The sequence below is a fragment of the Dactylosporangium sp. CA-233914 genome (assembly GCF_050942935.1).
GTDB lineage: Bacteria > Actinomycetota > Actinomycetes > Mycobacteriales > Micromonosporaceae > Dactylosporangium.
Genome location: NZ_CP192030.1, coordinates 12,635,065 through 12,659,964, shown reverse-complemented (window position 1 = coordinate 12,659,964; position 24,900 = coordinate 12,635,065). Strand labels below are relative to the sequence as shown.

At 69.1% G+C, this 24,900-nt stretch carries 19 protein-coding genes, 2 tRNA genes and 1 pseudogene; 11 read left to right on the top strand and 11 right to left on the bottom strand.

The genetic code is table 11. The features are described 5' to 3' along the window. Window positions 1-166 precede the first annotated feature (166 nt). Entirely contained in the window at window positions 167-748 is a 582-nt protein-coding gene (locus tag ACQPY0_RS56685) for a hypothetical protein (RefSeq protein ID WP_432981485.1), read from the bottom strand. Window positions 749-929: 181 nt separating this feature from the next. Between ACQPY0_RS56685 and ACQPY0_RS56680 the strand changes: the two genes are divergently transcribed. The 5 genes from ACQPY0_RS56680 (at window position 930) to ACQPY0_RS56660 (ending at window position 4,540) form a co-directional block, all read left to right on the top strand. Next, entirely contained in the window at window positions 930-2,462 is a 1,533-nt protein-coding gene (locus ACQPY0_RS56680; RefSeq protein ID WP_432981482.1) for a hypothetical protein, read from the top strand. Between the two features lie 141 nt (window positions 2,463-2,603). Continuing rightward, a tRNA-Ser gene (locus tag ACQPY0_RS56675) sits at window positions 2,604-2,694 on the top strand. Window positions 2,695-2,739: 45 nt separating this feature from the next. Continuing rightward, window positions 2,740-2,812, top strand: a tRNA-Arg gene (locus ACQPY0_RS56670). Between the two features lie 519 nt (window positions 2,813-3,331). Then, entirely contained in the window at window positions 3,332-3,925 is a 594-nt protein-coding gene (locus ACQPY0_RS56665) for a class I SAM-dependent methyltransferase (RefSeq protein ID WP_432981479.1), read from the top strand. A 135-nt stretch (window positions 3,926-4,060) separates the two neighbouring features. Continuing rightward, window positions 4,061-4,540: a YfbM family protein gene (locus ACQPY0_RS56660; RefSeq protein WP_432981476.1), complete on the top strand. Its 480-nt coding sequence runs from the start codon at window positions 4,061-4,063 to the stop codon at window positions 4,538-4,540. Between the two features lie 96 nt (window positions 4,541-4,636). Here ACQPY0_RS56660 and ACQPY0_RS56655 read toward each other — a convergent pair whose 3' ends face one another. Next, window positions 4,637-4,891 (bottom strand): hypothetical protein, encoded by a 255-nt coding sequence (locus tag ACQPY0_RS56655; RefSeq protein ID WP_203744929.1) that lies wholly within the window; start codon window positions 4,889-4,891, stop codon window positions 4,637-4,639. Window positions 4,892-5,144: 253 nt separating this feature from the next. Between ACQPY0_RS56655 and tnpC the strand changes: the two genes are divergently transcribed. Further along, window positions 5,145-6,593 (top strand): IS66 family transposase, encoded by a 1,449-nt coding sequence (gene tnpC, locus ACQPY0_RS56650; protein ID WP_432981473.1) that lies wholly within the window; start codon window positions 5,145-5,147, stop codon window positions 6,591-6,593. Window positions 6,594-6,945: 352 nt separating this feature from the next. Here tnpC and ACQPY0_RS56645 read toward each other — a convergent pair whose 3' ends face one another. After that, entirely contained in the window at window positions 6,946-7,770 is an 825-nt protein-coding gene (locus ACQPY0_RS56645; protein ID WP_432995377.1) for a transposase family protein, read from the bottom strand. A gap of 314 nt (window positions 7,771-8,084) precedes the next feature. Here ACQPY0_RS56645 and ACQPY0_RS56640 point away from each other — a divergent pair, with 314 nt between their 5' ends. Then, window positions 8,085-8,612 (top strand): hypothetical protein, encoded by a 528-nt coding sequence (locus tag ACQPY0_RS56640; RefSeq protein ID WP_432981470.1) that lies wholly within the window; start codon window positions 8,085-8,087, stop codon window positions 8,610-8,612. A 727-nt stretch (window positions 8,613-9,339) separates the two neighbouring features. On the opposite strand, the gene ACQPY0_RS56635 is transcribed toward ACQPY0_RS56640, so the two are convergent. Next, window positions 9,340-10,149 carry a hypothetical protein gene (locus ACQPY0_RS56635; protein WP_432981467.1) on the bottom strand — a complete coding sequence of 270 codons (810 nt, stop codon included), beginning with the start codon at window positions 10,147-10,149 and terminating at the stop codon, window positions 9,340-9,342. Window positions 10,150-10,830: 681 nt separating this feature from the next. Here ACQPY0_RS56635 and ACQPY0_RS56630 point away from each other — a divergent pair. Next, the gene (locus ACQPY0_RS56630) at window positions 10,831-11,169 is read left to right on the top strand and encodes a hypothetical protein (protein WP_432981464.1); all 339 of its coding nucleotides are present in this window, start codon (window positions 10,831-10,833) and stop codon (window positions 11,167-11,169) included. 709 nt (window positions 11,170-11,878) lie between these two features. Continuing rightward, window positions 11,879-12,179: pseudogene (locus ACQPY0_RS56625) on the top strand (transposase); the annotation flags it as partial. A 26-nt stretch (window positions 12,180-12,205) separates the two neighbouring features. Here ACQPY0_RS56625 and ACQPY0_RS56620 read toward each other — a convergent pair. The 6 genes from ACQPY0_RS56620 to ACQPY0_RS56595 form a co-directional block, all read right to left on the bottom strand. After that, window positions 12,206-12,835 (bottom strand): HAD family hydrolase, encoded by a 630-nt coding sequence (locus tag ACQPY0_RS56620; RefSeq protein WP_432981461.1) that lies wholly within the window; start codon window positions 12,833-12,835, stop codon window positions 12,206-12,208. Between the two features lie 17 nt (window positions 12,836-12,852). Next, the gene (locus ACQPY0_RS56615) at window positions 12,853-13,941 is read right to left on the bottom strand and encodes an ABC transporter ATP-binding protein (RefSeq protein ID WP_432995848.1); all 1,089 of its coding nucleotides are present in this window, start codon (window positions 13,939-13,941) and stop codon (window positions 12,853-12,855) included. A 2-nt stretch (window positions 13,942-13,943) separates the two neighbouring features. Beyond that, window positions 13,944-15,146, bottom strand: coding sequence for an extracellular solute-binding protein (locus ACQPY0_RS56610; RefSeq protein ID WP_432981458.1), 1,203 nt, complete (start codon window positions 15,144-15,146; stop codon window positions 13,944-13,946). Window positions 15,147-15,294: 148 nt separating this feature from the next. Beyond that, window positions 15,295-16,107 (bottom strand): carbohydrate ABC transporter permease, encoded by an 813-nt coding sequence (locus ACQPY0_RS56605; protein WP_432981455.1) that lies wholly within the window; start codon window positions 16,105-16,107, stop codon window positions 15,295-15,297. A 5-nt stretch (window positions 16,108-16,112) separates the two neighbouring features. Next, entirely contained in the window at window positions 16,113-16,946 is an 834-nt protein-coding gene (locus ACQPY0_RS56600; protein WP_432981452.1) for a carbohydrate ABC transporter permease, read from the bottom strand. A gap of 96 nt (window positions 16,947-17,042) precedes the next feature. Next, the gene (locus tag ACQPY0_RS56595) at window positions 17,043-17,936 is read right to left on the bottom strand and encodes a MurR/RpiR family transcriptional regulator (RefSeq protein WP_432981449.1); all 894 of its coding nucleotides are present in this window, start codon (window positions 17,934-17,936) and stop codon (window positions 17,043-17,045) included. Window positions 17,937-18,047: 111 nt separating this feature from the next. On the opposite strand from ACQPY0_RS56595, the gene ACQPY0_RS56590 reads away from it, so the two are divergent. Then, window positions 18,048-19,208, top strand: coding sequence for a hypothetical protein (locus tag ACQPY0_RS56590; protein WP_432981446.1), 1,161 nt, complete (start codon window positions 18,048-18,050; stop codon window positions 19,206-19,208). A gap of 174 nt (window positions 19,209-19,382) precedes the next feature. Here the strand turns inward: ACQPY0_RS56590 and ACQPY0_RS56585 are convergent, their stop codons facing one another. Then, on the bottom strand, window positions 19,383-22,394 hold the full coding sequence (locus ACQPY0_RS56585) for an AAA family ATPase (RefSeq protein WP_432981443.1): 3,012 nt from the start codon (window positions 22,392-22,394) through the stop codon (window positions 19,383-19,385). Window positions 22,395-22,461: 67 nt separating this feature from the next. Between ACQPY0_RS56585 and ACQPY0_RS56580 the strand changes: the two genes are divergently transcribed. Continuing rightward, on the top strand, window positions 22,462-24,882 hold the full coding sequence (locus tag ACQPY0_RS56580; protein ID WP_432981440.1) for a metallophosphoesterase: 2,421 nt from the start codon (window positions 22,462-22,464) through the stop codon (window positions 24,880-24,882). The last annotated feature ends 18 nt before the right edge of the window (window positions 24,883-24,900 follow it).

The following is a 24,900-nucleotide window of genomic DNA, read 5'->3' as shown; positions in this document are numbered from 1 at the left end:
GCAGTTCACGTTGCCGTCCCCTGGCTTGGCTCGGATTCGCTTCAACGGTGACCAAGACGTTGCCGTTTCGTTTCCGGTTGCTGTCCCGCACGGTTCCCGCGGCCAACACTTCGGCACTCCTCACTCCCCGTACAGCCATTTCTACGCCCGGGTTGCCAGCTCGGGTTCAGTGTTCGTCCGGCGTTCGGCGCAGCGTGCCGCGGTAGTAGCGGACAGTCCGGGCGGCGAGGCGCTCGGTGCTGCGGGCTGCCGCGATGGAGCCCACGGCCAGGCCCGCGCCGATCGCAAGGCCGCGGCTGCGTCCCGGGACGAGCCGGCGGGCGAGGCGGGTCACCGCGGCCCGCAGCAGGCCCGGGACGATCGCCCTGGCCAGCGGGGATGTCAGGCGCTCGACGCCGGCCCGGCGCGAGCCCTTGCGCTCGGCGGCGCGTACGGCCGCCTCCGCGGTCTCCACCGTGGCGTGGACGCGCTGGAGCACCAGCAGTTCGGCGGCGCGGCGGCGGTTCTCGGGGTCGTGGCCGTATGCGGCGGCCAAGTGCAGCACGAGCTTGGCCTGCAGCCAGGCAACCCCGGCGGCCTCGACGACCAGCCCGGCGGGCCCGGCGACGGCGGTGGCGAATCCCTGGCGACGGGCGCGGCGGACGAACTCGTGCGTAATGGCCCGCGACAGAGCGTCGCGGTCCGCGTCTGGATACGTGAGCTGGTACCACTCGACACGCCGCCGAGCACCGGCACCCAGCCGCTCCACGGCCGCGAGCGCGAGGATTTCGGGAAGGTATGCCGGATTCGCCCCGACCAGATGAATCCGGATTTCTCGGTCGCCGGGGTATTCGGTCCCTTCGTGCGCTTGGGGAGTTTGTGCATCAACTGAAGCACTCTCACTCGCGTTGACACTGGGCAATACCACGCTCACGGGCGGTGCAATTCCGATGATCGGCTCAGGCTCGGGCGCAGTCGCTGTGTCCTTGGTCACTTTCTCCCGCGAAACGACCACCATGGCCGCGGCCGCCGTCTCCGGACTCGCGGTCTCATCGCCCACTTTCGCCCCGGCGACCTTCTCCGGACCGGCGGTCTCGCCGCCCACTTTTGCCGCAGCGGCCTTCTCCGGACCGGCGGTCACGTCGGCCGCATCTGCCATGGTGGCCTTGTCCGGACCGGCGGTCTCGTCGGTCGCTTTTGCCGCGGTGGCCGTCGTCGGGCTGGCGGTGTGCTCGGATGCTTCTGCTGCGGTGGCCTTCTCCGGAGCGGCGGTCGAGCCGGCCGCCCTTGCCACGGCGGTCTCGCCAGGCGTTCCTGTTGCGGCCGCCTCCTTCGGAGCGGCGGTCTCGCCGGGCGCCGCAGTGGCGGCCTTCACGACCGGGGCGGCCTCTTGGACCGGGTCCGGAGCCGTCCCGTCCGAGTTCGTCTCAATCCCGGGCGTGGCGCTCTTCTTCGCCGGGGTCGTCTTCTTGGCGGCCTTTACGACCGGGCCCGGAGCCGTCTCGTCTGAGTCCGTCTCGGCCTCGGGCGCGGCCCGCTTCCTCGCCGGGATCGCCTTCTTGGCGGCCTTTACGACCGGAGCGGTCTCTTCGGTCGGGGCGGCTTCTTGGACCGGAGTTGGCGCCGTCTCGTCCGAGTCCGTCTCGCCCCCGGGCGCGGCCCGCTTCCTCGCCGGGGCCGTCTTCTTGGCAGCCTTCATGACCGGGTCCGGAGCCGTCTCGCCCGAGTTCGTCTCAATCCCGGGCGTGGCGCTCTTCCTCGCCGGGGTCGCCTTCTTGGCCGCGGTCTTCTTCGCCGCGGTCGTCTTCCTGGTCGCCGCCTTCTTGGCTGGGGGAGTCGCCTCGGCGGGCGCAGCTGCGGGTTCACCTGCCAGGAGGTCCGGGGGCGGAGTCTGGCTCGCGCGGGCGGGTGTGGCGGTCGATGGTGGGGTGGCGGGCTCGACCGGCGGCTGTGTTTGGCGGACCGGCCGGCTGGCCCGGGTGGATGCGGCGGTTGCCGGTGGTGCAGCGGGCGTGGAAGCGGTGGGGGTCTGGTGGCTCGGCCGGCTCGCGAGGGTGGGTGCGACGGTTGCCGGTGGTGCGGTGGGGGTCTGGTGGCTCGGCCGGCTCGCGAGGGAGGGAGTGGGGGCCGCCGGAGGGCTGGCGGGCGGTGGGTCCTGGTGGTTCGTGCGGGCGGGCGTGGAGGTTGCCGGACGGGTGGTGGGCTCGGGCGGTGGCGGGTTCTGGCTTGGCGGCGGGCCCGGGCGGATGGGCGTCGAGGCGACCGTCGCCGCAGCGGGCGCGAACGGTGTCGTCAGTGCGGGCGTCCGTGGGCCGGGCGGGGCCGGGGGCGGCCCTTCCTCGCTGGACAGGTCCTGTGGGGGCGGCTCGAACCGCAGAGCCGTGTCGCCCAGCGCCGCGGGCCGGCGGGCGCCGCGGGAGGGGGTAGCTTTGCGCGGTACGGTGTCGGGGTCTTCGCCGGGGGTTGCGTCCTCTCCCATCTGAACGAGCGTAACGGTCAACCGCCCTGAGCACCCGTTCTGCGTCCGTCGCCCGGCCCTGGCCCGCCGGATGGCGTACCCGCTTTGCCGGTCCAGCGGGCCTGCCTGTATCCTCGGACGGCGGTCTCCGGTGACGGGGACTGCTGGAGGCTTCGCCTAGTTCGGTCTATGGCGCCGCACTGCTAATGCGGTTTGGGTCTTAAAGCCCATCCCGGGTTCGAATCCCGGAGCCTCCGCGCAAAACCCGAAAAACCGGGTGTGTATAGTAGTCCCAGCACCAAGCGCCCGTAGCTCAACGGATAGAGCATCTGACTACGGATCAGAAGGTTAGGGGTTCGAGTCCCTTCGGGCGCGCAACATCAAGAGGCGGTTGACCTGCGGAAACGTAGATCAACCGCCTCTCGCGTTTCGTCCACTGTGGACCTGTTGTGTTCCGAAAGGGATCCGCTGTTTCGCAACGGTCCAGGTCGGAGCGTGCTGGTGGGGATCCGTTCGTGCTGGTTGGTCTGGATCTTGGGCTGGGTGCCATGGCGTCAGCCAAGATCAAGCAGGGTCCCCGGATCGTGATCCAGGCCGGCGCCGACCGTCTTCAGCGAAGATCATCTGCCGGGTCGCATCGCCGTGCGGACGTCCGCGACAGCGCTGGCCGTCCGGGCTGTTGGCTCCATCGCGCCGGCCGCACCCCCAGTCCCCGCACCCCGGCTGGGGCACCACCGCCAAGCCGACCCCCGCCCAGACCCTCACCGCAGCCGGCCGCCGACCATCTGACTGCACCACCGCAGGCACCCCACCACAGCCGATACGCATCCGGGCCCGCCGATGACCGTGCACGCCGCCACCGCAACGCGTGGCCAAGCCAGGCATGATCAGCACATGAGCGACAACGGACGCGAGATCTGGGACGCGCACGCTGCGACGTTCGACGACGAAGCCGACCATGGCCTTCGAGATCTCGCCGTCAGGAGCGCATGGATCAACCTGCTGTCGCCCGTGCTACCCGCTGCACCGGCATCGGTCATTGATGTCGGCTGCGGGACTGGAAGCATCTCAGTACTTCTGGCCGAAGCAGGACATGACGTCCATGGCTTGGACGCCTCGCCGCGGATGCTCGACGTAGCCAGGGGGAAGGCATCGAGGCACGGCGTCAAGGTGTCCCTCGTTCTCGGTGACGCGACGTGGCCGCCGTTCAAGCCCGCCTCATTCGACGTTGTTTTGGCACGGCACGTGCTCTGGGCGCTCCCGGATCCGGAAGCGGTACTCGCTCGCTGGATTGCCCTTCTCCGGCCGCAGGGCAGACTGGTGCTCATCGAGGGATGTTGGGCAACGGGCGCAGGGATGGCAGCAAACGAGTGCGCATCATTGGTGCGCCGTCACGGCCGGGTGGCAGACGTCAGGACGCTGCACGACGAGGCCCTCTGGGGCAAGACGATCACGGACGAGCGGTACCTTCTCGTCAGTCGCGGCTGAGGATCGCCGAAGAGGATGCCCGTGCGAGCATCCGCTCATGGCCGCTGAGCTCGCTCGAAGCGATCGTGCTGTGAACCTGGCCATTGTTTCGTTTTTCGGACCGGCGTCACCTCATACGATCTAGGCATGTTGGGGGTGCATTTCGCCATCACGTCGGACCAGGAACGCTCGCTGCTCGCAGCTGACGACGAAGGCGACAGCGACACGGTGGGCGAACTTCTCGAAGACATCGAGGAGTCGTGGCGCGACGGCGGGCTGAAGGTCGACACCGACAAGGCGTGGGACGCCATCCACCGCTGTCTGACCGACGGCACCCTCGACCCGGACGGCGGAGAGTACCCGCTGTCTCTCGCCGTGCTCGGTGGACGGCATCTGCATGACGAGTACTACGTCGTGTACATCAGCGCGGCCGAGACCCGAGATGTCGCCACCGCTCTGCGCGGCGTGGACCGAACATGGCTGCGCCGCCGCTTCGATGCCATCGACGACCCGGGCTACCGCGGCACCCGTGACGATGCCGACTTCGAGTACACCTGGGACGGCTTTGCCGACGTTCGAGCCTTCTACGAACGGGCTGCCGCCGCTGGACGCGCAGTGCTCTTCACCGCCACCTGAATCATGATTGGGTGCGCGCTCACGCCGCATACCGCTCGTCACTCGCTGTCAGGCCGATCGGTTCGGCGGGCTTCCGGTCATGCCGATGAGCGGTCGTCACTCCCACCTGTTCTTGTCGGTCCACCGGACCTCGGGATACGACGGCTTGGGGATGGTGCTGAACCCCACCGCCTTCATGAAGCGGCGCAGCGCGAGGATGCTCCCGGAGGCTGACCACTCCGCAGCGCCTTTAGACGGCGACTGGGTGCCGCCGTACAGGCAGATGCCTACGTTGTGCTGCTCAGCCAGGGAGTAGACCTCTGCGATCTCCGCGTTGGAGAGCGCGTTCGGGCTCTGCAGGTACGTCTTCATTAGCCGAGACTAGCGTCGTAACGTTGGGATCTGAGCGTGTATACGTCGCTGGTCAGGGGTGGATGCGCGCGAGGTAAACCGCTCCGTGCGAGCCCGTTGACGAACGCACCAATCTGCCGCGACGCGGGCCCTGGCGTTCATCGTGGTTGGTGACGCACCGTAATACATGGCTGCGTCTCCTGTTCCCGTGACTGATCAGGTGTTGGTCGGCGGGTTGACTTGACCTGCGTGGTTTGTGCTGGATCATGATCGGGTGTCCGGATCGCCGTCCATCGTGGAGCTGCTTGAGCGGCTTGCCCGGTTGGAGGCTCGGATCGGTGTGCTTGAGCGTGAGAACGGCGGGCTGCGGCAAGAGAACGCGGTGTTGCGGGCGGAGAACGCAGATCTGCGGGCCCGGCTCGGGCAGGACTCGTCGAACTCGTCGAAGCCGCCGTCGTCGGACGGCCTGGGGAAGCCGGTGCCGAGGTCGTTGCGGCAGCGGTCGGGTCGCCGCCCGGGCGGGCAGCCCGGCCATGAGGGCCGCACGCTGCGGCAGGTCACCGACCCGCACGAGCGCATCACGCATGAACCGGCCGGCTGCGGCCGGTGCGGTGATGACCTGAGTGGTGCCCCGCTGGCCGCGACGGTGGTGCGGCAGGTGTTCGAGCTGCCCGATATCGGGGTGCGGGTGAGCGAGCATCGGATTGTCTCGCGCCGGTGCGGGTGCGGGCAGGTCACCGCGGGCCGGGCGCCGGACGGGGTCGATGCCCCGGTGCAGTACGGGCCCCGGGCCCAGGCTGCCGCGGTGTATTTGCAGCAGGCGTTGTTCGGGGCGCAGGCGCGGACCGCGCAGGCGATGGCGGATCTGTTCGGGGTGGCGATGTCGGCCGGCGCGGTCGCTGCCGCGCACGCTCGTGCCAGCGACGTCCTGGCTGATTCGGAGTTTGTCGATCAGGTCCGTGACGCGCTCAGCAGCGCGAGCGTGGTCCATGTCGACGAGTCCGGGTTGCGGGTCGCGGGGCGGCTGCACTGGGTGCACGTGGCTACCACCGGCAGATACACCCTGGTATGGGTCCATCCGAAGCGTGGCCGGGCCGGGATCGACGCCGGGCAGATCATGGGCTGCATGACCGGGATCGCCGTGCACGACGCGTGGGCCCCGTACGACACCTACACCCCGGGCGGACACCAGTTGTGCTGTGCGCATCTGCTACGCGAGCTTGCCGCCGCCGGCGAACTGGCACCCGAGGCGGTGTGGCCCGGACAAGCGACAGACGCGCTGCTGGCACTCAAGACCGCCGCTGACACCGCCCGCGCCGCGGGCCGGACCGGGATCGACACAGATCTCCTCGCGGAGCAGACCGGCTTGTTCCACCAGGCCGCCCTGGTCGCGGTCAAGGACCACCAGCACGAAACCTGCAAGACCGGCCGGAAACTGGCCGCCCTCGCCCGGCGGATGCGCGACCGGATCGACGACTACCTGCGCTTCGCGACCGATCTGCGGTCCCCGTTCGACAACAACACCGCCGAGCAGCAGATCCGCATGGTCAAAATCCGGCAGAAAGTATCCGGCTGCTTACGCACCCTCGACGGAGCCCAGCAATTCACGCTGATCCGCTCCTACCTCGCCACCGCCGCCGCGCACGGCCGCAACATCATCAACGCCCTCACCGAACTCGCCACCGGCCATCCCTGGCTACCCACCGCCGCAGCCACCACCTGATCAGTCACTGCAAACGTAGGTCCCAATGCGCCCCGATTCGTCACCGAATACACTTCGCCCAGTGGTAGCCGGTATTATGGTCGCACCACACCTGGGGGCGTAGATGTCGAGCCGGGTTCGGTCTTGGATGACGTACTACGCGGGCGCCACACGGGCTGTTCGGAAGTTTGCGCGGTCAACGAGGCTCAGAAGGCTGGGGATGAGATATTCGGAGGCACCTTCCGGACGCTCAAGGTGAACTCCGGAGAAGGGGTCAGCCCCTGTAAGGACGAGTGTCAGCCCATGATCCGGCGGCTCTTCGGCTCATGGTGATGGTGGCCGTAGTCCGCTCTCGTCTTCCAATGAGGTGATCTCAACAAGGAATCGGCAGGTAGCGGTGCTCGAAATGGGTGAGCGCGAGTGCCGCTTTGACGAAGTCGCCGATTCTGGTTGGGCTGGCGGTGGTGTGTTGCAGGGCGTGCCAGCGGGTGGTGAGGAGTGCGAAGCCGCGTTCGCCGCGGCAGCGCATCGATCGCAGCAGGAGGTTGTAGGCGCGGTTGTCGATGGCCAGGGCGCTGCCGTCGGTGGGCTGTTTGACCGGAGTGTGGACGCCGCGGCCTGCGCCTTCGTAGCCCGAGTCGGCCAGGGTGGGCAAGTCCAGTTGCGATGCCGCCCAATACAGGGCAGCGAGGACGTCGTGATCGTGGGCGACGGTCAGGTCGTGCAAATGTCCCGGTGACACTGGTGCGGTCCAGATCGGCAGGCCGTCCGGGCGCATGATCGCTTGGATGTTCCCGCCGAAGTCGCGGTGCTTGCCGGAATACCAGGCGTCGATGGTTTTGCCTTTGACACTGGTGGTGGTTTGGGCGCAGCGGTCGGTGGTGAACACTTTGCCGTCCAGGATCACATGGGACCAGCCGTCCTCGGCCACGCGGCGCAGCGCGTCGTGGAGGTCCGGGGCGGTCGCGGCGAGCAGGGCGGTGACCTCGTCGCGGTAGCGGTAGGCGGTGGCGCGTGACACGCCGAACCCGGCTGCGAGGAGGGTCAGGTCCTCGCGTTTGCGGTACCAGACCAGGACCAGCAGGGCGTGATACCAGCAGGTCAACGCTCGTGTTCCGCGTCGGGTTCCGCGTCTGCGGCGGTCGGCGCGTAGGAGCCCGGCGACGTGGTGGACCAGTTCCCTGGGAACGTCGAGCATGGCACGATAGGCGATCACTGGGGTCCTCACCGTGGGCGGGTGTTCTTGTGGTGAGAACTGCCTACCGAGGGCCCCAGCCCTCTTCCAGCACCGTCCACATTGGACGCAATGTCCGTGTCGTCCAAATCAGCCAGCATTCCTCGCTGAGATCACCTCAATGGGTGAAGGAGTGCGTTGTGATAGATATGCCGGCGGCAGGAACTCTGTCGCGGCGTGCTCGCTCATTCGTGCATGGTGATGGGCACCGGGTGTTGAGCGAGCCTGTCCGGCGGTCAGCGGAGGTCTGGATCGGACAGGGCGCCGATCGAGAGCTCGTGCAACGGGCGGTGGAATACGGGCAGCGCTGGGGCGACCTCTACTTGCCACCATCGTTGTTTTACAACGGTGGTCCTCGATATCTTGGACCTGATTTGCTAGTGGGGGACTGGTCAGCTACTGGATACTTTGAGGCGGGTCCCGCTCGGTTTTCTGTCTCCTACGACTTCCTCCTTGCGGCCGATGGCGCTTTCGGCGTGGGTGAGGTCGAGTTCGTTCCTCTGTATGCGTCGGTGGAGGGTTGGATTGAGTCGCTAGCGCTCGAATACCTGCTTCGTGGTGTAGCGGCTGAGACGAGGAGGTTTAAAGGGGCTGACGTCGCCATGCTTGGTCTATCGGACATGGTGCCTTTCCCTGGAATCTCGGGAATCGCTGACATGTGGCTGATAGACAGGGATCGGCTGGTCTTCCTGTGCCGTGGAGTGAGCTTTCTCTCCCATTTTCCAGATGACGTGAATGCCGTTGTCTACTCGGGAATCCCGGATCGGGAGCTGACCCTAGATCTGCCGCCGTTTCAAGATGGTTGAATCAAATTACAAGCGGGACCTGAACATATTCTGGGATCTTGAATGAATACGTTCGACGCGACGAGTCGTGAGGAGGTTCCGCAGCGCTTGGTCCGTGCGCGTCTCGTCGCCACATGGCCCAACTACAGTAGCGGACAGCATGCGGTCGGGACGCTTCAATGATCTGACGTGAGGTGATCGCTTCCACGAACCAGTAGATGTCGGTCGCCCCGCCGGCTCTTGGTGCGCCGCACAGTATCCGGTTCGGTTCTTCGCCCTGCCTCGGAAACCGCGTCGCGCCAGGCCGGGGTCGCGGTCGTCCAGCCAGTCGATGACCGTCTGGGCGGTGCGGCCTTCGACCTGCCCGAGTAGGCCCTGCCGGCCGGACAGGTCCACGAACCCGCGATGGCCCAGACGTCTACCGGGCCGCCGGTGTTGTTGAGCCGGACCAACCAGTCGGGTTCGCCCGGCTGGACACAAAGGAAGACGCCCTCGACCTCGGCCTGCGACTGCCGGCGATCCCGGGTGCGGCGCCCATCCGGGTCCAGTCCAGGCCGAACGATCGGATCGAGTCCCGGATTGTGCACGGACGAGACGTGGTAAAGGCGTGGCACGTCGGCAATGTACCTCTCCTGGAACGGCCACGACCGGCCGCCAAACCGAGCAGGCGGTCACTCGACCGTGGCATGGCCTCTCGTCATCGGCGGAGGTAGGCCAACGGCGGTGTGGGCGGATGGAGCTGATTATGTCAGGAGGAGGCGTTTGGCAGGTCAGCGAACACCGTGAGGTCGTCGTCGGGCTCGATAGACCATGCATCCAGACTGGGTACGGTCAGCACGGCATCGACAAGATCCTGCGACCCGGCGACCAGAGTCGAATCGAAGTCGACCTCAGTGCTGACGCACCAAGAGTGGTCAGCTGGCCAGAACAGGCTGGGCGATTGGGGCTCGAATCCGCAGGGTGACCCCTGCCAGCCCATGCCTAGTGCCGCTCGCAGCGGCCCGCGGAACAAAAGGTAGGCACGGTGCGGCAGGCGCAGACGCGGCAGCGCCCATACCTCAGCGGACACTCCGGGCTCCGGTACAGGTGCCGACTCGACCGGGCGGCCGTCATCGGCGGAGACAACCTTCACCCCGGTGCCGTCGACCCAGCCCCAGCCCTCCCACAGGGCGTGGAAGCAGTCCTGCCCGCCGGTAGCCGGAGCCAGGACATTGATCAGCGCGCCGAGCAAGGCTGGGGCGAGTGTGCCCACCCGCACATCGCCGCCCTCCCAGCGGCCAGACGGCGTCGTCGCGACCTCGGACGCGGCGGTAGGGGTGGCGATGGCAGCCCACTGCATCAGGGCGTGCGGGATGCGTCCGGTGAGCTGGCAGACCTGCTCCCACCTCAGCGATCCACGACCATCGGCAAGCTCGACGGGATGCAGAACGCGAGCGTAGGCTGCGAACCCCTGCGGCACCACCGAACCTACCGTCCCGAATGATCCACGCAGCCGTCCGGCGATCCAATCGCCCCCAGAAACGTCCACGACGGGTTCAAGGCCCGCCTTCATGTCCACCCCTTCATCATGCTCGCGACGAACCTGCGCAACGCACGCATATCAAACATGAGCGCGTACCCGATCATGACCGATCACCGCCGGGGGTCCTCGCGGCTGTTGCTCGGTTGGCCAGGCCGCATGGGACGCGATCGCGCTGAGTTCCGGTGGTGATCGGGTGTGCGGCCACCGTCAGCACGACGGGCGCCCATCCTTGGCGGCGTCTACGCCCCAACTCGGCGCAAGCGACCGCCAACCGGCGGCGTGAGCGCGTCCCATTTGCCGGTGCGGGCTCGATTGCGTTGTGTTCGGAATGTGTTCGGACGTTTCGCGATTGACGAGCACGGACGGCTGCGTTTCGGCACGGGCGTGAAGTTGCATAACCTTTTGTGGGCGTGCTGCACTGGGTTCAGCGCGTGGACCAGCCGAAACGCAGCGAACTCCACGAGCATGAAGCGACCATAAATCGACACGGCGGTGCATCAAAAATCCGTAGTTACATTGAAGAACGCCAATCTGACTACGGATCAGAAGGTTAGGGGTTCGAGTCCCTTCAGGCGCGCAACATCAAGAGGCGGTTGAGCTGCGGAAACGTAGATCAACCGCTTCTCGCGTTTCGTCCACTGTGGACCTGTCGTGTTCCGAAAGGGATCCGCTGTTTGGCAACGGTCCAGGTCGGGGCGTGCTGGCGGGGAGCCGTCCGTGCTGGCTGGTTCGGATCTTGAACAGCGCCGTGGGCGGCAGGACTTGTCGCTGGCAGACGGTTCGCGGCGTCTGACGTCGTCGGGCGGTTGCACCTCCTCGAGGGATCACCTTCTACTCCAGGGCGTCGGCGATCTGCCAGGTGGACGGGCGGCGTCACCGAATAGCGTGCTGAGCGTCCGGCGCACCTACTACGTGGTCGAAGTGACCGACGCGCAGTGCCGCCGCCTGCTCGACAGCCCCCGTACCCAAGACGGCGGCCTGTTCGACCTAGGCGACGCCCGGCTGGTGTCCAACCGCGCGCGCCGAACACGAACAGCGGACCCGCCGTCGTCGTGACTGCTGCCTCCGCTGTCCGTCGGGCCGTCACCGTATTCGCCGAGAGCCGGCGCCCGCCCGGGCCTGGCCGCGCATACTGGTTGGTCCCAGAGGTCCACGAGGTCGGCGGCAACCACAGCGAGTTCTACCCGCGGCAGGATGTCGCCGCGGCTGGCGGCGAGTTCCGCCTGACGATTCCGCCGGAGGTCGACCTGAGCCGCCGCCGGACCGGCGCCGTCTACGAAGTGCCCGCCGAGCAGGCCGACTGGCCGCGTTCGACCCGGTCAACCCTGAGGTCGACTACCCGCCGACCGTCCCTTGTCAGGGTCGCGCATCCGACGACATCGAACGGCCGTTCAGCTAGACCTAGAAGTGTCGCGCACTTGACACGACCACCGACTTGCTCGCCGCCACCGGTCGGGGCCCCTGGCGTGCGGCAATAGGCCGGACGTCGGCGTCGCAATTCTGTCGTACCCCACGGGTAGCGTTAGTGCCCGACCCACCACCGTCGGTGACGCTCGAAGGGCCGGCGCAACAAGCTGCACAACGAGGCCGACCTCAAGAAGGTCGAGGACTCCGAGCTGATCGGGGCGGCCCGCGACATGGGCCTCGTCTCAGACGTCGGATACCAGCAGCTCGACCTCATCCGGTACATGCGTAACTACGCCATCGCCGCGCACCCCAACCAGGCGGCGATCAGCGGGCTCCAGCTGATCGGATGGCTTGACACCCGGACCGGGTCCTGGCCGACAAGGCCTACACGTCCCTGGCCAACCGCCGCTATCTGCGCCGGCGTGGGGATCAGGGCCACCATTCCGTCCAAGGCCGAACAGGACGCCAACCGGCGCAAGCTGGGATCGAAGGGCGGCCGCCCACCAGCCTTCGACCCCGAACGCTACCGGCAGCGCCACGCGGTGGAGTGCGGCATCAACCGCCTCAAGCGCCACCGAGCGGTCGCGACCCGGTACGACAAGCTCGCCGTGCGCTACCTCGCCACACTGCACATCACCGCGCTCAACGAATGGCTCTGATCCCGATGAAACACGGCCTAGCTGGATCACAGCGGACTGCCGATCAGCGGCAGCAGTTCGCGCAGGTCATCGATGATGATGGCGGCGCCGGCGGCGCGGAGTGCGGCAACGGTCGCATACCCGCCTGCGACTCCGACCGGTCGGTAGCCCACGGCAAGGGCGCTGCGGATGTCGTAGGTGGTGTCCCCGACGTACCACGCGCGGGGTGTCTGACCGCGTCGCAGTCTGAGCGCCGTCGTCTTGTCGACGGCGGGAGCGTCGATGCTGTGGAAGCGTCCGGTGAGCCCCAACCGTTCGAGGTCGGCCGCTACGGCTGCCGCGGATGCCGCCGATACGACACCGAGGGCGGCCGCGCCGTCGGCGAGCGTCTGCAACGTCTCGGTGGCGCCCGCACGCGCGGGGGCCGCCGTCCTGGCCATCGCCAGGTTCCAGTCCGCCTCGGCGTCGGCGAGCCCGTTGGGCGTGACTCCGAGTTCGGCGAACATCGTGGCGATCGGAAGTTGGAACCGCGATGAGAAATCGTCGGCTGTGAGCACGGCGAGGCTGCGTGCCGCGAGGACTTCGTTGAGCGCGGTTCGCGCGCGGTCGCGGTCGAGGACGATTGTTCCGTTCCAGTCGAAGAGCACGAGCGCGTCGCGGTACTGTCCGGGCGGCATGCCTGTTTCCGTCCGGCTCACGCGGCGCTGGCCGTGATGGCGATCCCGGCAGATTCCACGTGGCCCAGGCGGCGGCCTGAGGCTCGGGCGTAGACGTGCACGGCTTCGAGCGGTGCTGACACCGTGACCCGCGTGCCCACAGGTGGTGCCGCCGGGATCGGGCACCGGAATGCGACGGAGTCGCCGCGGTCGGTGAGGATTTGGACGATCCTGTCCAGTCCGGTTGGTTCGACGAGCCCGACGACGCCGGTGAGGCGCCAAGCCTCCGTGGCTGCGGGGCCGAGTGTGAGATGTTCGGCGCGCACGCCCAGCGTGACCGGTTCGCCTGTCTTGATCATGATGTGATCGAAGGAGCTGGTGCCGAGGTCGTCGACGGGGAGTAGGTTCATCGGAGGTGTTCCGATGAACGCTGCCACGAATGTGGTTGCGGGCTCGGTGTACAGCTCGTCTGGGGTGCCGACCTGTTCGAGTTGGCCGGCGTCGATGACCGCGATCCGGTCCGCCATTGCGAGGGCGTCGAGTTGGTCATGGGTGACGTTGATCGTGGTCGCGCCTGCGGCGCGCAGCAGTCCGGCGATCTCCAGTCGTAGCGTGGTGTGCAGTTGAGCGTCGAGGCCGGAAAGCGGCTCGTCGAGCAGTACGAGTCCGCTGCGTCGGGCGAGCGCGCGGGCGAGCGCGATGCGTTGGCGCTGCCCGCCGGACATCTCGCGCGGTTTGCGGTCGAGCAGGTCGTCGACTTTCATTCGCGCGGTGATGTCCCGGGCGCGGGCCTCGGCCTCCGCCTTGGCAAGTCCCAGGCCGTGCCGCAGGCCGGTGGTGATGTTTCGCAGGGCGTTCATGTGCGGGTAGAGGGCGAAGTGCTGGAACACGATCGCGCAGTCGCGCTGGTGCGCGGGGATTCCCTGCTGCGACTGTCCATCGAATGTGACCTTGCCGCGGTCGGGCTGGTCGAGCCCGGCGATGATGCGCAGGAGGGTTGACTTGCCTGATCCGGAGGGTCCGAGGACGGCGACGTTTTCGCCGTCCTCGACCGTCAGGCTGATGCCGTTGAGTGCGCGGACGCTCCCGAAGGACTTGCGGATGTCGGTCAGCTCGACGACAGGCATGGTTACTCCGCCACCAGGCGTTCGATGGCGGCGGCCGCGTTCGCGATGGTCGGTTTGGCATCGGCGCCGGACTGCAGCTTCTGCGACGTTGTGCGGAAGATGTCGACGACCTGTTGGGTTGCGTTGCCCGGCCATCCGCCCCACGGGGTCACCGGACGGTTGTAGGACCAGGCGTAGGAGCGCTGCGGGGTTGCCGCGTTGCTGGCGAGCAGTTCCGCGCCCGCGGCCGAGTCGACCGGGATGTAGCTCCACGAGGCGCCGCTGGCCGCGAGCACGCCGTCCTTCGAAAGCAGGTAGCCGATCATCGCGTTGGCGAACGCGGCCCGGCAGGCGTCCTGGCTCAGCACGATCCAGCCGTTGCCGCCGGCGGGCATGGGACCGTCTTTGCCGTTGACGGTGGGCAGGTCGACAGCGGCCCACTTGAATTTGTCTCCGATGTTCTTTTCGAAGTTCGCGATGCCTGCGCTGGAGGTGATCACGAACGCCGCCTGGCCGCGCGTGAACGCGGCCTGGCTGTCGGCGTCCATGACGATCCCGAGCTCGAGGCCCTTGGCCTTCAGGTCGCTCCAGATCGACATAGCCGATACACCAAGTTCGTCACCGAACGCCGGCTTGCCGTCATCGGTGATGAACGTGCCTCCCGCGCCCTGCACGAAGGCCTGACTGAGCCAGTCGGGAATGTTGTTGGTTCCGATCGACACCGACGGGGCCCCGGTCTTCGCGGTCACCTTGCGGGCCGCCTCGTAGAGGTCGTCGTAGGTTTGGATGTCTTTGGCGTCGCCGGCGCCGGCCGCGTCGAGCACGGTCTGGTTCACGGCGAGGAACGGAATCGAGACCTGAGCCGGTGCGAGGTAGACCTTGCCGTCGACCGTGCCGGCGCTGAGGAATGCCCGCTGGTATGTCGCTGGGAGCGCGTTGACGTTGATTGGTCGCGGGTGGTGCTGCTCGACCCAGAAGCGCAGTTGGCCCAGGCCCGACACGATGAGGTCGGGACGCTTACCGACGGCGGAGTCTGCGACGACGGCCCGGGTGAACTCGTCGTACGTGGCGGTCTGAAGCGAGTTGACGGTGATGTCGAGTCCTGGGTACTTGCCCTTCATCTGCCGGACCGCGTAGGTCACCGCATCGGCCGCAGGTGGCTGGTGGCTCACGATGAGCGACGACTGTGCGGGATCGCACTGGGAGATGTCCGCCGCGTCGGCCACCGGAGCATCCGATGCGGACGTTGACGAGCATGCCGCAAGCGCGAGCGAGCACGCTGCGAGCGCGGCGAGCCCGATGGGCGCATGGGAGCGCATGTCCTTCTTCCTTTCCGTGAATAATCTGCTGAGGTGGTTGAGGAGGAGGCTTCGGTCAGCTTGGGATTTCCGTGCCGCTCAGGCCCTGAACGAAGCGGCGCTGTGCGGCGAGGAAGAGCACGACAATGGGGGCGGTGATGATCGCGGCGCCGGCGCTCAGCGCGGGATAGTCGTACCCGACATCCGCTTGTTGGAAGACGGCCAGCGCGAGTGGCGGCGTCCGGGTGCCGGGACTGCGTGCGAGAAGCAGGGGCCAGAGATATTCGTTCCAGTGCGCGAATACCGAGAAGATGCTGAATGCGGTGATTCCCGGCGCGGCGATCGGGATGACGATGTTGGTGAGCCGGCGCAGATGTCCGAGCCCGTCGGCTCGTGCGGCTTCGAGCAACGCGTCCGGGATCGCGACGATCTGCTGGCGGATGAGGTAGATGCCGAAGGCGCTGGTCATGAACGGCAGGATCAGGCCGGTCAATGAGTCGCCGAGCCCGACGACGTTGATGCCGATGAACAGCGGGATCAAGGTCACCTGCGTCGGCACGAGCAGGCAGGCGAGTACGACCGCCAGCGCGACCGCGCTCGCTCGGGTCCGAACGGTGCCCAGCACGTACGCGGCGGGGATGCACGTCAGTAACTGCAGCGCAAGGATGCCCAATGTCTGGGCCAGCCCGACGCCGATCGCTTGGCCAAGCCCGCCCTGCTCCCAGGCGCGGGCGTACCCCGAGAAGTCGAGTCGGGACGGCCACCACGAGATTCCTTCGAAGAAGGTCTCATCGTTCGGCGCGACCGAGGTCCGCAGCATCCAGTAGAACGGGAAGACGGAGATGGCGATCGCCGCAGCGAGGGTGAGCCCGAATGCGACGCGGACCATGACTCTCATCGGCCCCACCCCGTCAGGGATCGACGCTGCAGGAGGCCGACCGCGATCAGCACGACGAGCAGCAGCAGGGCGAGCGCTGAAGCGGCTCCGAGGTCGAAGTAACCGAAGCCGATCCGCCAGACCATGGTGAGCATCGACTCCGTCGAACCGAGCGGGCCGCCCTGGGTCATCACGTTGATCGTGTCGAATACCTGGACCGAATTGATGATCGCCAGTACGGTCGCGAAGGTCACGGTGGGCCGGATCATCGGCAGCGTGACCAGCACCAGCTTGCGCACTCCGCGGATCCCCTCGGCGCGGGCCGCCTCGTCGATGCTTGTCGGCACAGTGGCGAGCCCGGCGAAGAAGATGACCATCGTGAGCGACGCCGCGCGCCAGACGCCAACGAGGGCGACGACGGGTAGCGCGGTCGAGGGATCACCGAGCCAGTTCACAGGGGCGATCCCCGCCAGGGCCAGCATCTGGTTCACGAATCCGCCCCGATAGCTGAAGATCCAGCTGAACACCACAGAGATCGCGACCAGATTGGCTGTCATCGGCAGGAACAGCAGTGTGCGTACGAGCGGCTTGGCGCGGCCCGCGGCGTTGGCGAGCAGCGCGAGCGCCAGCCCGATGGCAAGGCTCGGTACGATCGTGAGCACGCTGTAGACGAGCGTGTTCCCAACCGCTTGCTGCACCGCGTGGTCGGTGGCCACCCGCTCGAAATTGGCCAGGCCGACGAATCGCCACGGCCCGCCGGAGAGCGGGATTCGGAAGAAGCTACCAATGAGGGCGAGCACCGCCGGCAGGACCACAAACAGCGTTATCGCGGTCGCGGCAGGCAGGACCATGAGCGCTAGAGCCATCCGCTCACGCCGGACGAGCCTGGATCCGGCCGTGGCAGGTTCTCGCCGCCGACGGTCGCGTCGCAGTGTGACGGCCATGACTCAGTGCCGATGCTCGACGAGGACGTCTTCGGTCATCGCCAGGCTGGCCGCGCTCGTCGGGAGCGCGAGCGCGATCGCGACGTAGAGCGCGTCGAGAACCGCGAGGTGCACGATGCGGCTGGCCATGGCCTCGACCCGATACGCGGTCTCCGAGCTGCCGGCGACGAGGCTGAGGTCAACCACATCGCTGAGCGGTGAGGCCGCGAAGCTCGTGAGCGCGACACTGCCGGCACCCGATTCGCGCGCCGCCCGGGCCGCGGCGAGCGTCTCAAAGGTTGACCCTGTGTGGCTGATCGCGAAGAAGAGGTCCTCGGTGTCGAGCATCCGGGCGGTCACGTGCTGGGTGTGGACGTCGGGCACGAAGACCGCAGATATGCCGAGGGTGGTGAGCCGGTAGGCGAAGTCTTGCGCCAGCGGCGCCGACGTGCCGACGGCACCGATGAGGATCCGACGGGCCGACATGATCCGGCGCGCCATCGCGGTGAGTGCGATCGGATCGATCGACTCGGATGTGCGTAGCAAAGCGTCGGCCGTGCTGCCGAGGATCTTCCGCGCGATCGTTCGGGAATCATCATTGACTTCGATGTCGCTGTGCACCCGGCTCGCGGCGGGGATTGCCTGGCTGGCCAGCGTTATTTTGAGTTCCTGGTAGCCGCGCAGGCCGATCCCGGTGCACAGCCGGATCACCGTGGCGGCGGATGCGTCGGCGTCTCGGGCGAGTTCGGTCACCGACTTGTGGATAACACCGAGCGGATCGCGCAGGACCGCGTCCGCCACTCGGCGTTCGGCGGGGGCGAGGGTCGGCAGCGCGGCGCGCAGACGCTCGAGAACCGGTGGCCTGACGGCGGCAGGCGAAGGTGCCCGAATGCCGGTGGTGTCCTCCGAGGTGGTCATGACGGCGAGGCTAGGCACGCGCCGTGAACGGCTGCCGTTTCGCCGGCCAACGATGGATGAAATTTTCGTACGCTTGTTGCGGTACGAAATTCCGTTCCGAAGAGTGTGGGCATGACTGAGCACACGAGCGGCCTGCGTTGGTACCGAGGCAATGTGCACACCCACACCGCCGAGCCGCCCGCTTCAGACGTGCACACCGATGCCCGTACCGTGGCGGCCTGGTATCGCGATCACCGCTACCAGTTCGTCGTGGTGACCGACCACGAGCACCTCACCGATGTCGCACCGCTCAACGCGCAACTCGGCACGGCCGACTTCCTCGTGCTGCCTGGCCAGGAGATCACCCAGATGGTCCTCGACCCGGCCCATCCCCACGGGCGGCGCCAGGCCCACGTCAACGCCATCGGCACTGACCGGCTCATCCTCCCCCTCGGCTATCCCGACTTCACCGGCGAGGAACTCGCGGTCTGGCGGGCGACCCCACCGGGCGGACTGGCAGCGCTCCTCGAGCGAGACGAGCGGATCGCCGCCCGATTCGCAAGCTACCCGACAGACCAATACACGATGGCCGAGACCTTCGTCCGCAACGTCGCCGCGGTTCGCGCCGCCGGCGGGATCGCCCAGATCAACCATCCCAACCTGCACTGGTCGGTGCGCCGCCAGGACCTCGAGGCACTGGACGGAGTGTTGCTCATGGAGGTCGCGAACGCATTCTGGGCGGCCGGCAACCTCGGTGGCACCGACGCCACGGGCGAGCGGACACCCTCCACCGAGGAGCTCTGGGACGAGCTGCTGACGCTGGGCATGGTGATCTGGGCCACGGCGGGCGACGATGCCCATGACTACCTCGCATTCGACGACCGGGACGCCCCGACGCCAGGAAAGGCCTGGATCACGGTGCGAGCGGCGCAGCTGACCCAAGCGGCCATCATCGAATCGCTCGCCCGAGGCGACTTCTATGCATCGACCGGCATCGTGTTAGATGACCTGCAGTCCCGAGGCGACCGCTATGCCCTGACGATCGGTGAGCGGCACGGGTGGGACGGCGCCCGATTCCCTGCAATGCCTCGGTACAGCACGCGCTTCGTCGGTGCCGGGGGTCGCCCGCTCGCGGAGGTCAGCGGGACCGGCCCGGTCTACGAGATCCGCGGAGACGAGGGCTACGTACGGGCCGTAGTGCGCGACTCGGATGGTCGTACGGCCTGGACCCAGCCTGTGTTTCTCGACGACCGACTCACCCGCGCACGGTCGGCCACGGCGAGTACAACCTGACCTTCGACCAGGCCCGGCGCAGCTCCGCCGGGCGCGCCGGCCTGCGACCCACCACGACCACCACGGTCGAAGTGGTCGTGGTCTGCGACCCGGACGCCGCCAACGACTACGCCGTCTTTGTCGACGTCCGCCAATAGGCCGGTGACCCGAGGGTGGACCGAGCTGATGTTGATCTCAGGGGCCAGAGCCGAACGCCTTGCCCAGCTCCTTGCGGCCGGTGATGCCGAGTTTGCGGTACGCGCGGCTGAGGTGGGTCTCCACCGTCTTCGTGGTGACAAACAGCGTCTGCGCGATGGTCGCGTTGCCGTCGCCGTGCAGCGCCAGCAGCGCCACCCGCTGCTCGGCCGGGGTCAGCGCGTTGACGCCGGTCACGGCAGTACGACGGGGCCGCCCCCCGGCGGCCAGCAGCTCGGTCCGCGCGCGTTCGGCGAGCGGGACGGCGTGCAGCCGGTCGGCGAGCGCCAGGCCGTCGCGCAGCGCGCCGCGGCCCGCCTCCAGTCGCCCCTGGCGCCGCAGGGCGGTCCCGAGATCCACGAGCGCGCGGGCGTGCTCCAGCGCCGCGCCGGTGCCCCGCAGCGTTTCCACCGCCTCCGCGAGCAGGGTCGCGTCGGGGCCCGGGCCGGCGACGACTCCCATGATCCGCAGGGCGGACCCGACGGCCACGGCCACGCCGATCTGCCCGGCGCGTTCGTGGGCGTCGCGGGCCAGCCGGACCGCCTGCCGGTGATCGCCGAGGCGATGCGCGGCCAGTGCCGCGGTCGTCCGCCACGGCAGCAGGCCCGGATGGTCGATGCCGAACCCGCGCCACAGGCCGGCCCCGACGGCCTGCGCGCCGGCCACAGCGGCGGCCGGGTCGTGGTCGCCTAGGGCGAGCCGGGCCCGGGCGAGTCCCAGCAGAGCGGCCTCCATTGTGTCCGGCGCAACCTCGCCGCCGTCGCGCAGCGCTCGCCGCGCCGCGTCGCGGTCGCCGAGGTCGAGGTGGATGTCGACGGCCAGTGCGGTCAGCCAGCCCGCGGCGCCGCGCCAGCCCGCGTCCGGGGTGCCCTGGGCCACCTGCAGATCGGCGAGGGCCGCGGTCAGCGAGCCCTGGGCGAGGTGGGCGAGCGAGCGGTGGAAGGCGCCGGAACGCAGCGCCAGGTAATCGCCACGGCGGCGGGCCGCGGCAAGTGTGGCGTCGGCCGCGGACTCGGCCGTGGCGCACTCGCCCGCGATGACGAGGGCGTGGGCGACGAGCCCGAACAGCGTGCCGTGATCGGCGGGATCGACGAACGGGTCGTCGGCCAGGGCGCGGGCGGCGAGCGCGCCCACGGTCGCCGGCGGATCACCGGCCAGCGCCAGCCGGAGCGTGACGTGGGCGAGCAGCCGGGCCCGCCGCGGCGGCCGGCCGGCCCGGGCGTCGTGCAGGACAGGGGCCAGCCGCTGCTCGGCGGCGGCGCGCAGCGGCGGGTGGAAGGTGGCAACCGCCAGGAAGTCCGCCAGCACGTCCTGCCAGGCCGGGTCGCGCGGGTCGAGCAGGTCCAGGGCCTGCCCGGCGGCGGTGGCGGCCCGGGCCAGGTCCCCCTGGGCATGGTGGATGCGGGCCAGCCCGGACAGCGCCTCGGCCCGCGCGTGCACCTCGGCGGACCCGAGGAGCCCCAACGCCTGCGTGAGCAGGCCGTCGGCGTTCGCGTCACCGGCGGTCACCTGCGCGGCGGCCAGGTCCATCAGGTGCCGGGCCCGCTCGCCGGGCGGCGGCTCGTCCAGCGCGCGCCGCAGCAGCAGTACCGCACCGGCGGGATCGCCCCGGCGCAGGGCCCGGCGTGCGGCCGCGGACAGGACACGCACCGCGGCCGGGTCCTGCGCCGGTTCGGTCAGCAGCAGGTGACCGGCCGCCTTGTCGATGCTGCCCGCGTCCGCCGCGAGCAGGTCCGCGGCCCGGCGGTGCGCTCTGGCCCGTGCGAAGCGTGGCAGGTGCGCGTGCACGGCCGCGCCGATGAGCGGATGCCGGAACGCGAGCGGGTTGCCCGGGCGCAGCAGCTGGGCGGCGGCGAGCAGGTCGGCGGCGTCCTCGGCGGTGGTCAACGGCAGGCCGGCGTGGGCGCGGGCCAGCCCGATCGGCGTGTCGTCACCCAGCACCGCGAGCGAGGTGGCGAGCCGGATCGCGGGATCGGGCAACCGGGTCAGCCGGGTCAGCACCGCGTGCAGCACCGCGGCGGGGACCAGGTTCGCGGCGGTCGCGGCGGTGGGAGTGGTACCGGCGGTGCGCAGGGCGTGCAGGACCTGGTCGACGAAGAACGGGTTGCCGCCGCTGACGTGCGCGACGGCCGCGGCGAGGGACGGATCGGAGCCGGGGAACGTGGCGGTGGTCAGCCGGTCGACGGCGGCGGCGCTCAGCGGAGCCAGGGTCAGCCGCCGGGCCCGCGGGTGCGCGACGAGATGGCGCAGCGCCGGCGGCTCGTCCGGCTCGCCGTCGCCGGCGGTGACCACGAGGGACAGCGCCAGCCGGTCCGCCCGGTCGGCGAGCATGGCCAGGAACCGCAGCGAGAGCGGGTCCGCCCAGTGCGCGTCGTCCACGGTGAGCAGCAGCGGCCGGCCCGGCTCGGGCCGCACGTTCCAGCCAGCCAGGTGGGCGGCCACCCAGCACAGGCCGACGAGGGCGGCGTCCCCGGGCGGCGCCGGCTCCTCGGCGGGGCGCAGCAGCAGCGCGGCGGCCGGCGCGGCGAGGCCGTCGAACAGCCTCGCGCGCTGCGCCGGCGGGACCGCGGCGACCGCCGGGGCCAGAAGATCCGTCACGACGCCGAGGGCGACGGTCCGCTCCAGCTCCCGTCCGCGGCTGGCCAGCACTCCGACCCCGGCCGCCCGGGCGGTTACAGCGGCGGCGGCGAGGAGCGCGGTCTTGCCGGCTCCCGGCGGGCCCTGGATCACCGCGACGACGCCGGCGCGCCGGCGCGCACCGTCGACCGCGGCCCGCAGCTCTGCGAGCTCGCCGTGGCGTTCCAGGAGGCCGGAGCCGGACGCCGGGTCGTCCGTCGCGCTCGCGACGGTCGGCGAACCGCCAACGTCAGGGTGTATGGCTCTCTCCCTGGTCCGATCTCCCCGTCCGGGATCCGCGGCGCATCGACAGGGCTGGGTGCGCCCCCACTCAGGGTACCGGGGGAAAAGATTGGGGTCCCAACCCTGACGCCGGGTGCCCGCCGCACTTTGCATGCTAGGCCCACCGCCGCGCGGCGCGAGGGCCGGCCGGACAACCCTCGGCGATGCAGGGAGTGATCAGGTGGACGAGAAAGAGGCCGTGACCCGCGCGCTCGACGCGCTGCTGGCCGAACCGGCGGTGGCCGAGTTCCACGACGCGCTGGCGGCCGCCCGCGCGGAGCTCGACCGGCACGCGGCACCGGATGACGTACCGGCGCTGCAGTCGGGGGTGTTGTGGCGGCTGGTGTGCCTGCAGGGCGCCGGCTATCTCGATCGCACGCCGCGCGACGACGAGTCCGGCGCGAGCCTGCCGTCCGTCGCCGAGCTGGTCGAGCTGGCCCGGCGCGAACCGCCCCGGCCCGCGCCCGCCGGGGGGGACGCGCTGCCGGTGCCGACCGTGGCGATGGCCACGTCCACCAAGTCCGCGGCCACGTTCATCTTCCTGGCCGACCCCCAGCCGAGCCGCACGGAGGACCCGAAGGAACGGCCCGACCGGCTGAGCAGACTCAACGAGGCGCTGAACGCGCTGAACACGCTCAACTGGCCGGCGGGGATGCAGCTGACCTGCGAGGGGCAGGTGATCACCGCGGTGGACGGAATCTTCTTCGGCGGCGACCTGTGCCAGGACGGCGGCGACTACAGCTTTGCGGACCAGTTCGCCGGAAGCCCCACGTCGTTCAAGGGCGGCTGGGAGCTGCAGGACCTGCGCAAGCTGTACCAGCCGCCCTTCGACGGACCGCTGGCGGACCCGCTCACCCCGACCAACAAGCAGCCGAGCTACTTCGGGCTGGGAAACCACGACATCCAGGGCAACTACAACCCCGACAACCCCGGTACCTCGCAGGACCTGCCCAACAAGGGCACCGCCATCTGGAACTGGTGGCGCTTCTGGCAGGGCAACCCGAAGGACTTCTGGCGGGACCAGATGTGGAACTTCATCTGCCAGATGCACAGCGGGGTTCGCTCCGGCGGCGACTACGCAGCCGCGGCGTTCCCGGTGACGGACATCGACGCCGACGGCGACGGCGGCTTCAAATGGCGCGAACACAGCTTCAACTACCGGGTCGACCTGGGCCCCGTCGACGTCTACCAGATGCACCGCTACGGCGGGGACAGCGAGTGGGGCCGGCCCGACGGCCTGGAGTGGCTGCGCACGCAGCTCGAGCGGGGCGGACCCCACCGGCCGGTCATCATCGTGCAGCACTACCCGTTCCTGTGGACCGGCGACCGCAGCCCGATCTGGACGACGGCGCAGCGTGACGACTTCCTCCGGATGCTGGCGCCGTACAACGTCATCGCCCTGCTCGTCGGCCACATCCACGACGGCTACTCGTTCGCGCAGCCGGTCACGATCCCTGGGACCGGAAAGGTCCTGCGCGAGTTCCGGCCCGGGGCGGCCGGCGACTACGGCGCGTTCGCCCTGCTGCGGGTGACCCCGTCCACGCTCGACGTCGTGTTCGGCAACGGCGACACCGGCTCGGTGGTGTGGCAGCCGAAGAACGGGCAGGGCTTCGCGCTGAACCCGTTCATCGGCTGGGAACCCGTCGGGGACAACATCCTGTTCGCCGGCCCGCCCGCCGGCCACGCCCTGGCCGACGACAGCATCCGGTTCGTGTACGCGGTCGGCCAGGATCGCCAGCTGTACTACAACGTCTGGCACGCCACGTCACGGTCCTGGCAACGGCAGTGGCTGCCGCTGCCACTACCGCCGGGGAAGACCGTCGCCGGCCGGCCCACCGTCGTCAGCGCCAGCGCGAACACCCACGACCTGTTCGTGGTCGGTACCGACGGCGAGTTGTGGCACGTGTCTTGGAACAGCGGGAGCTTCTGGTCCCAGCCGGCCACGCTCGGCGGCGCCCTGCAACCCGACGTCAGCGTCGTGGTCACCGGACCGGACCAAATCGACATCCTGGGCCGCGGCCTCGACGGCCGGCTGTGGCACCTGTCGGGCAACGCCGCCGGCTTCGGCTCGTGGCAGCAGCGCGAGGGCGAGCTGCTGTCCAGCCCGTCGGCGGTGGCCTGGTCGGACACCGAGCTGCAGATGGTGGCGCTGGGCCCGGGCAGCGACCTGCTGCACCAGTGGTACGACCGGGGCAAGGACGTGTGGAGCGGGTGGGAGAGCCTCGGCGGCCGGCTCAGCTCCGCCCCGGTCATCGTCGCCCCAGACGCGCGGCGCCTCGAGATCTTCGCGCGCGGCGCCGACATGTCGCTGCAGCGCCGGTTCTGGGACGGCCGCGGCTGGGGAAGCCAGTTCGGCTCGCTCGGCGGTAGCCTCGCCGCGGGCCCGGTGGCCGCCGTGCACGGCACCCGCATCGAGGTGCTCGCGCCGCAGCTTGACCACACCGTCGGCCGTCTGTACTGGGACGGCGGGTGGGGCAGCTTCACCGCCCAGTCCGGCCAGTGCGACACGGCACCGGACATCACCATACGTACCGGCGCCGTCGCCGCGGACCTGTTCGCGCTCGGCCTGGACGGCGCGATCTACCACAAGCAGCTGACCTGACCCCCGGCCGGCATCGGC

Coding starts and splice junctions, on each gene's coding strand:
- ACQPY0_RS56680 (WP_432981482.1), top strand. CDS start 930: ATGATCGGCTCAGGCTCGGGCGCAGTCGCTGTGTCCTTGGTCACTTTC.
- ACQPY0_RS56665 (WP_432981479.1), top strand. CDS start 3,332: ATGAGCGACAACGGACGCGAGATCTGGGACGCGCACGCTGCGACGTTC.
- ACQPY0_RS56655 (WP_203744929.1), bottom strand. CDS start 4,891: ATGAAGACGTACCTGCAGAGCCCGAACGCGCTCTCCAACGCGGAGATC.
- ACQPY0_RS56645 (WP_432995377.1), bottom strand. CDS start 7,770: ATGCTCGACGTTCCCAGGGAACTGGTCCACCACGTCGCCGGGCTCCTA.
- ACQPY0_RS56620 (WP_432981461.1), bottom strand. CDS start 12,835: ATGCCGCCCGGACAGTACCGCGACGCGCTCGTGCTCTTCGACTGGAAC.
- ACQPY0_RS56615 (WP_432995848.1), bottom strand. CDS start 13,941: ATGCCTGTCGTCGAGCTGACCGACATCCGCAAGTCCTTCGGGAGCGTC.
- ACQPY0_RS56605 (WP_432981455.1), bottom strand. CDS start 16,107: ATGGTCCGCGTCGCATTCGGGCTCACCCTCGCTGCGGCGATCGCCATC.
- ACQPY0_RS56600 (WP_432981452.1), bottom strand. CDS start 16,946: ATGGTCCTGCCTGCCGCGACCGCGATAACGCTGTTTGTGGTCCTGCCG.
- ACQPY0_RS56595 (WP_432981449.1), bottom strand. CDS start 17,936: ATGACCACCTCGGAGGACACCACCGGCATTCGGGCACCTTCGCCTGCC.
- ACQPY0_RS56590 (WP_432981446.1), top strand. CDS start 18,048: ATGACTGAGCACACGAGCGGCCTGCGTTGGTACCGAGGCAATGTGCAC.
- ACQPY0_RS56585 (WP_432981443.1), bottom strand. CDS start 22,394: ATGCAAAGTGCGGCGGGCACCCGGCGTCAGGGTTGGGACCCCAATCTT.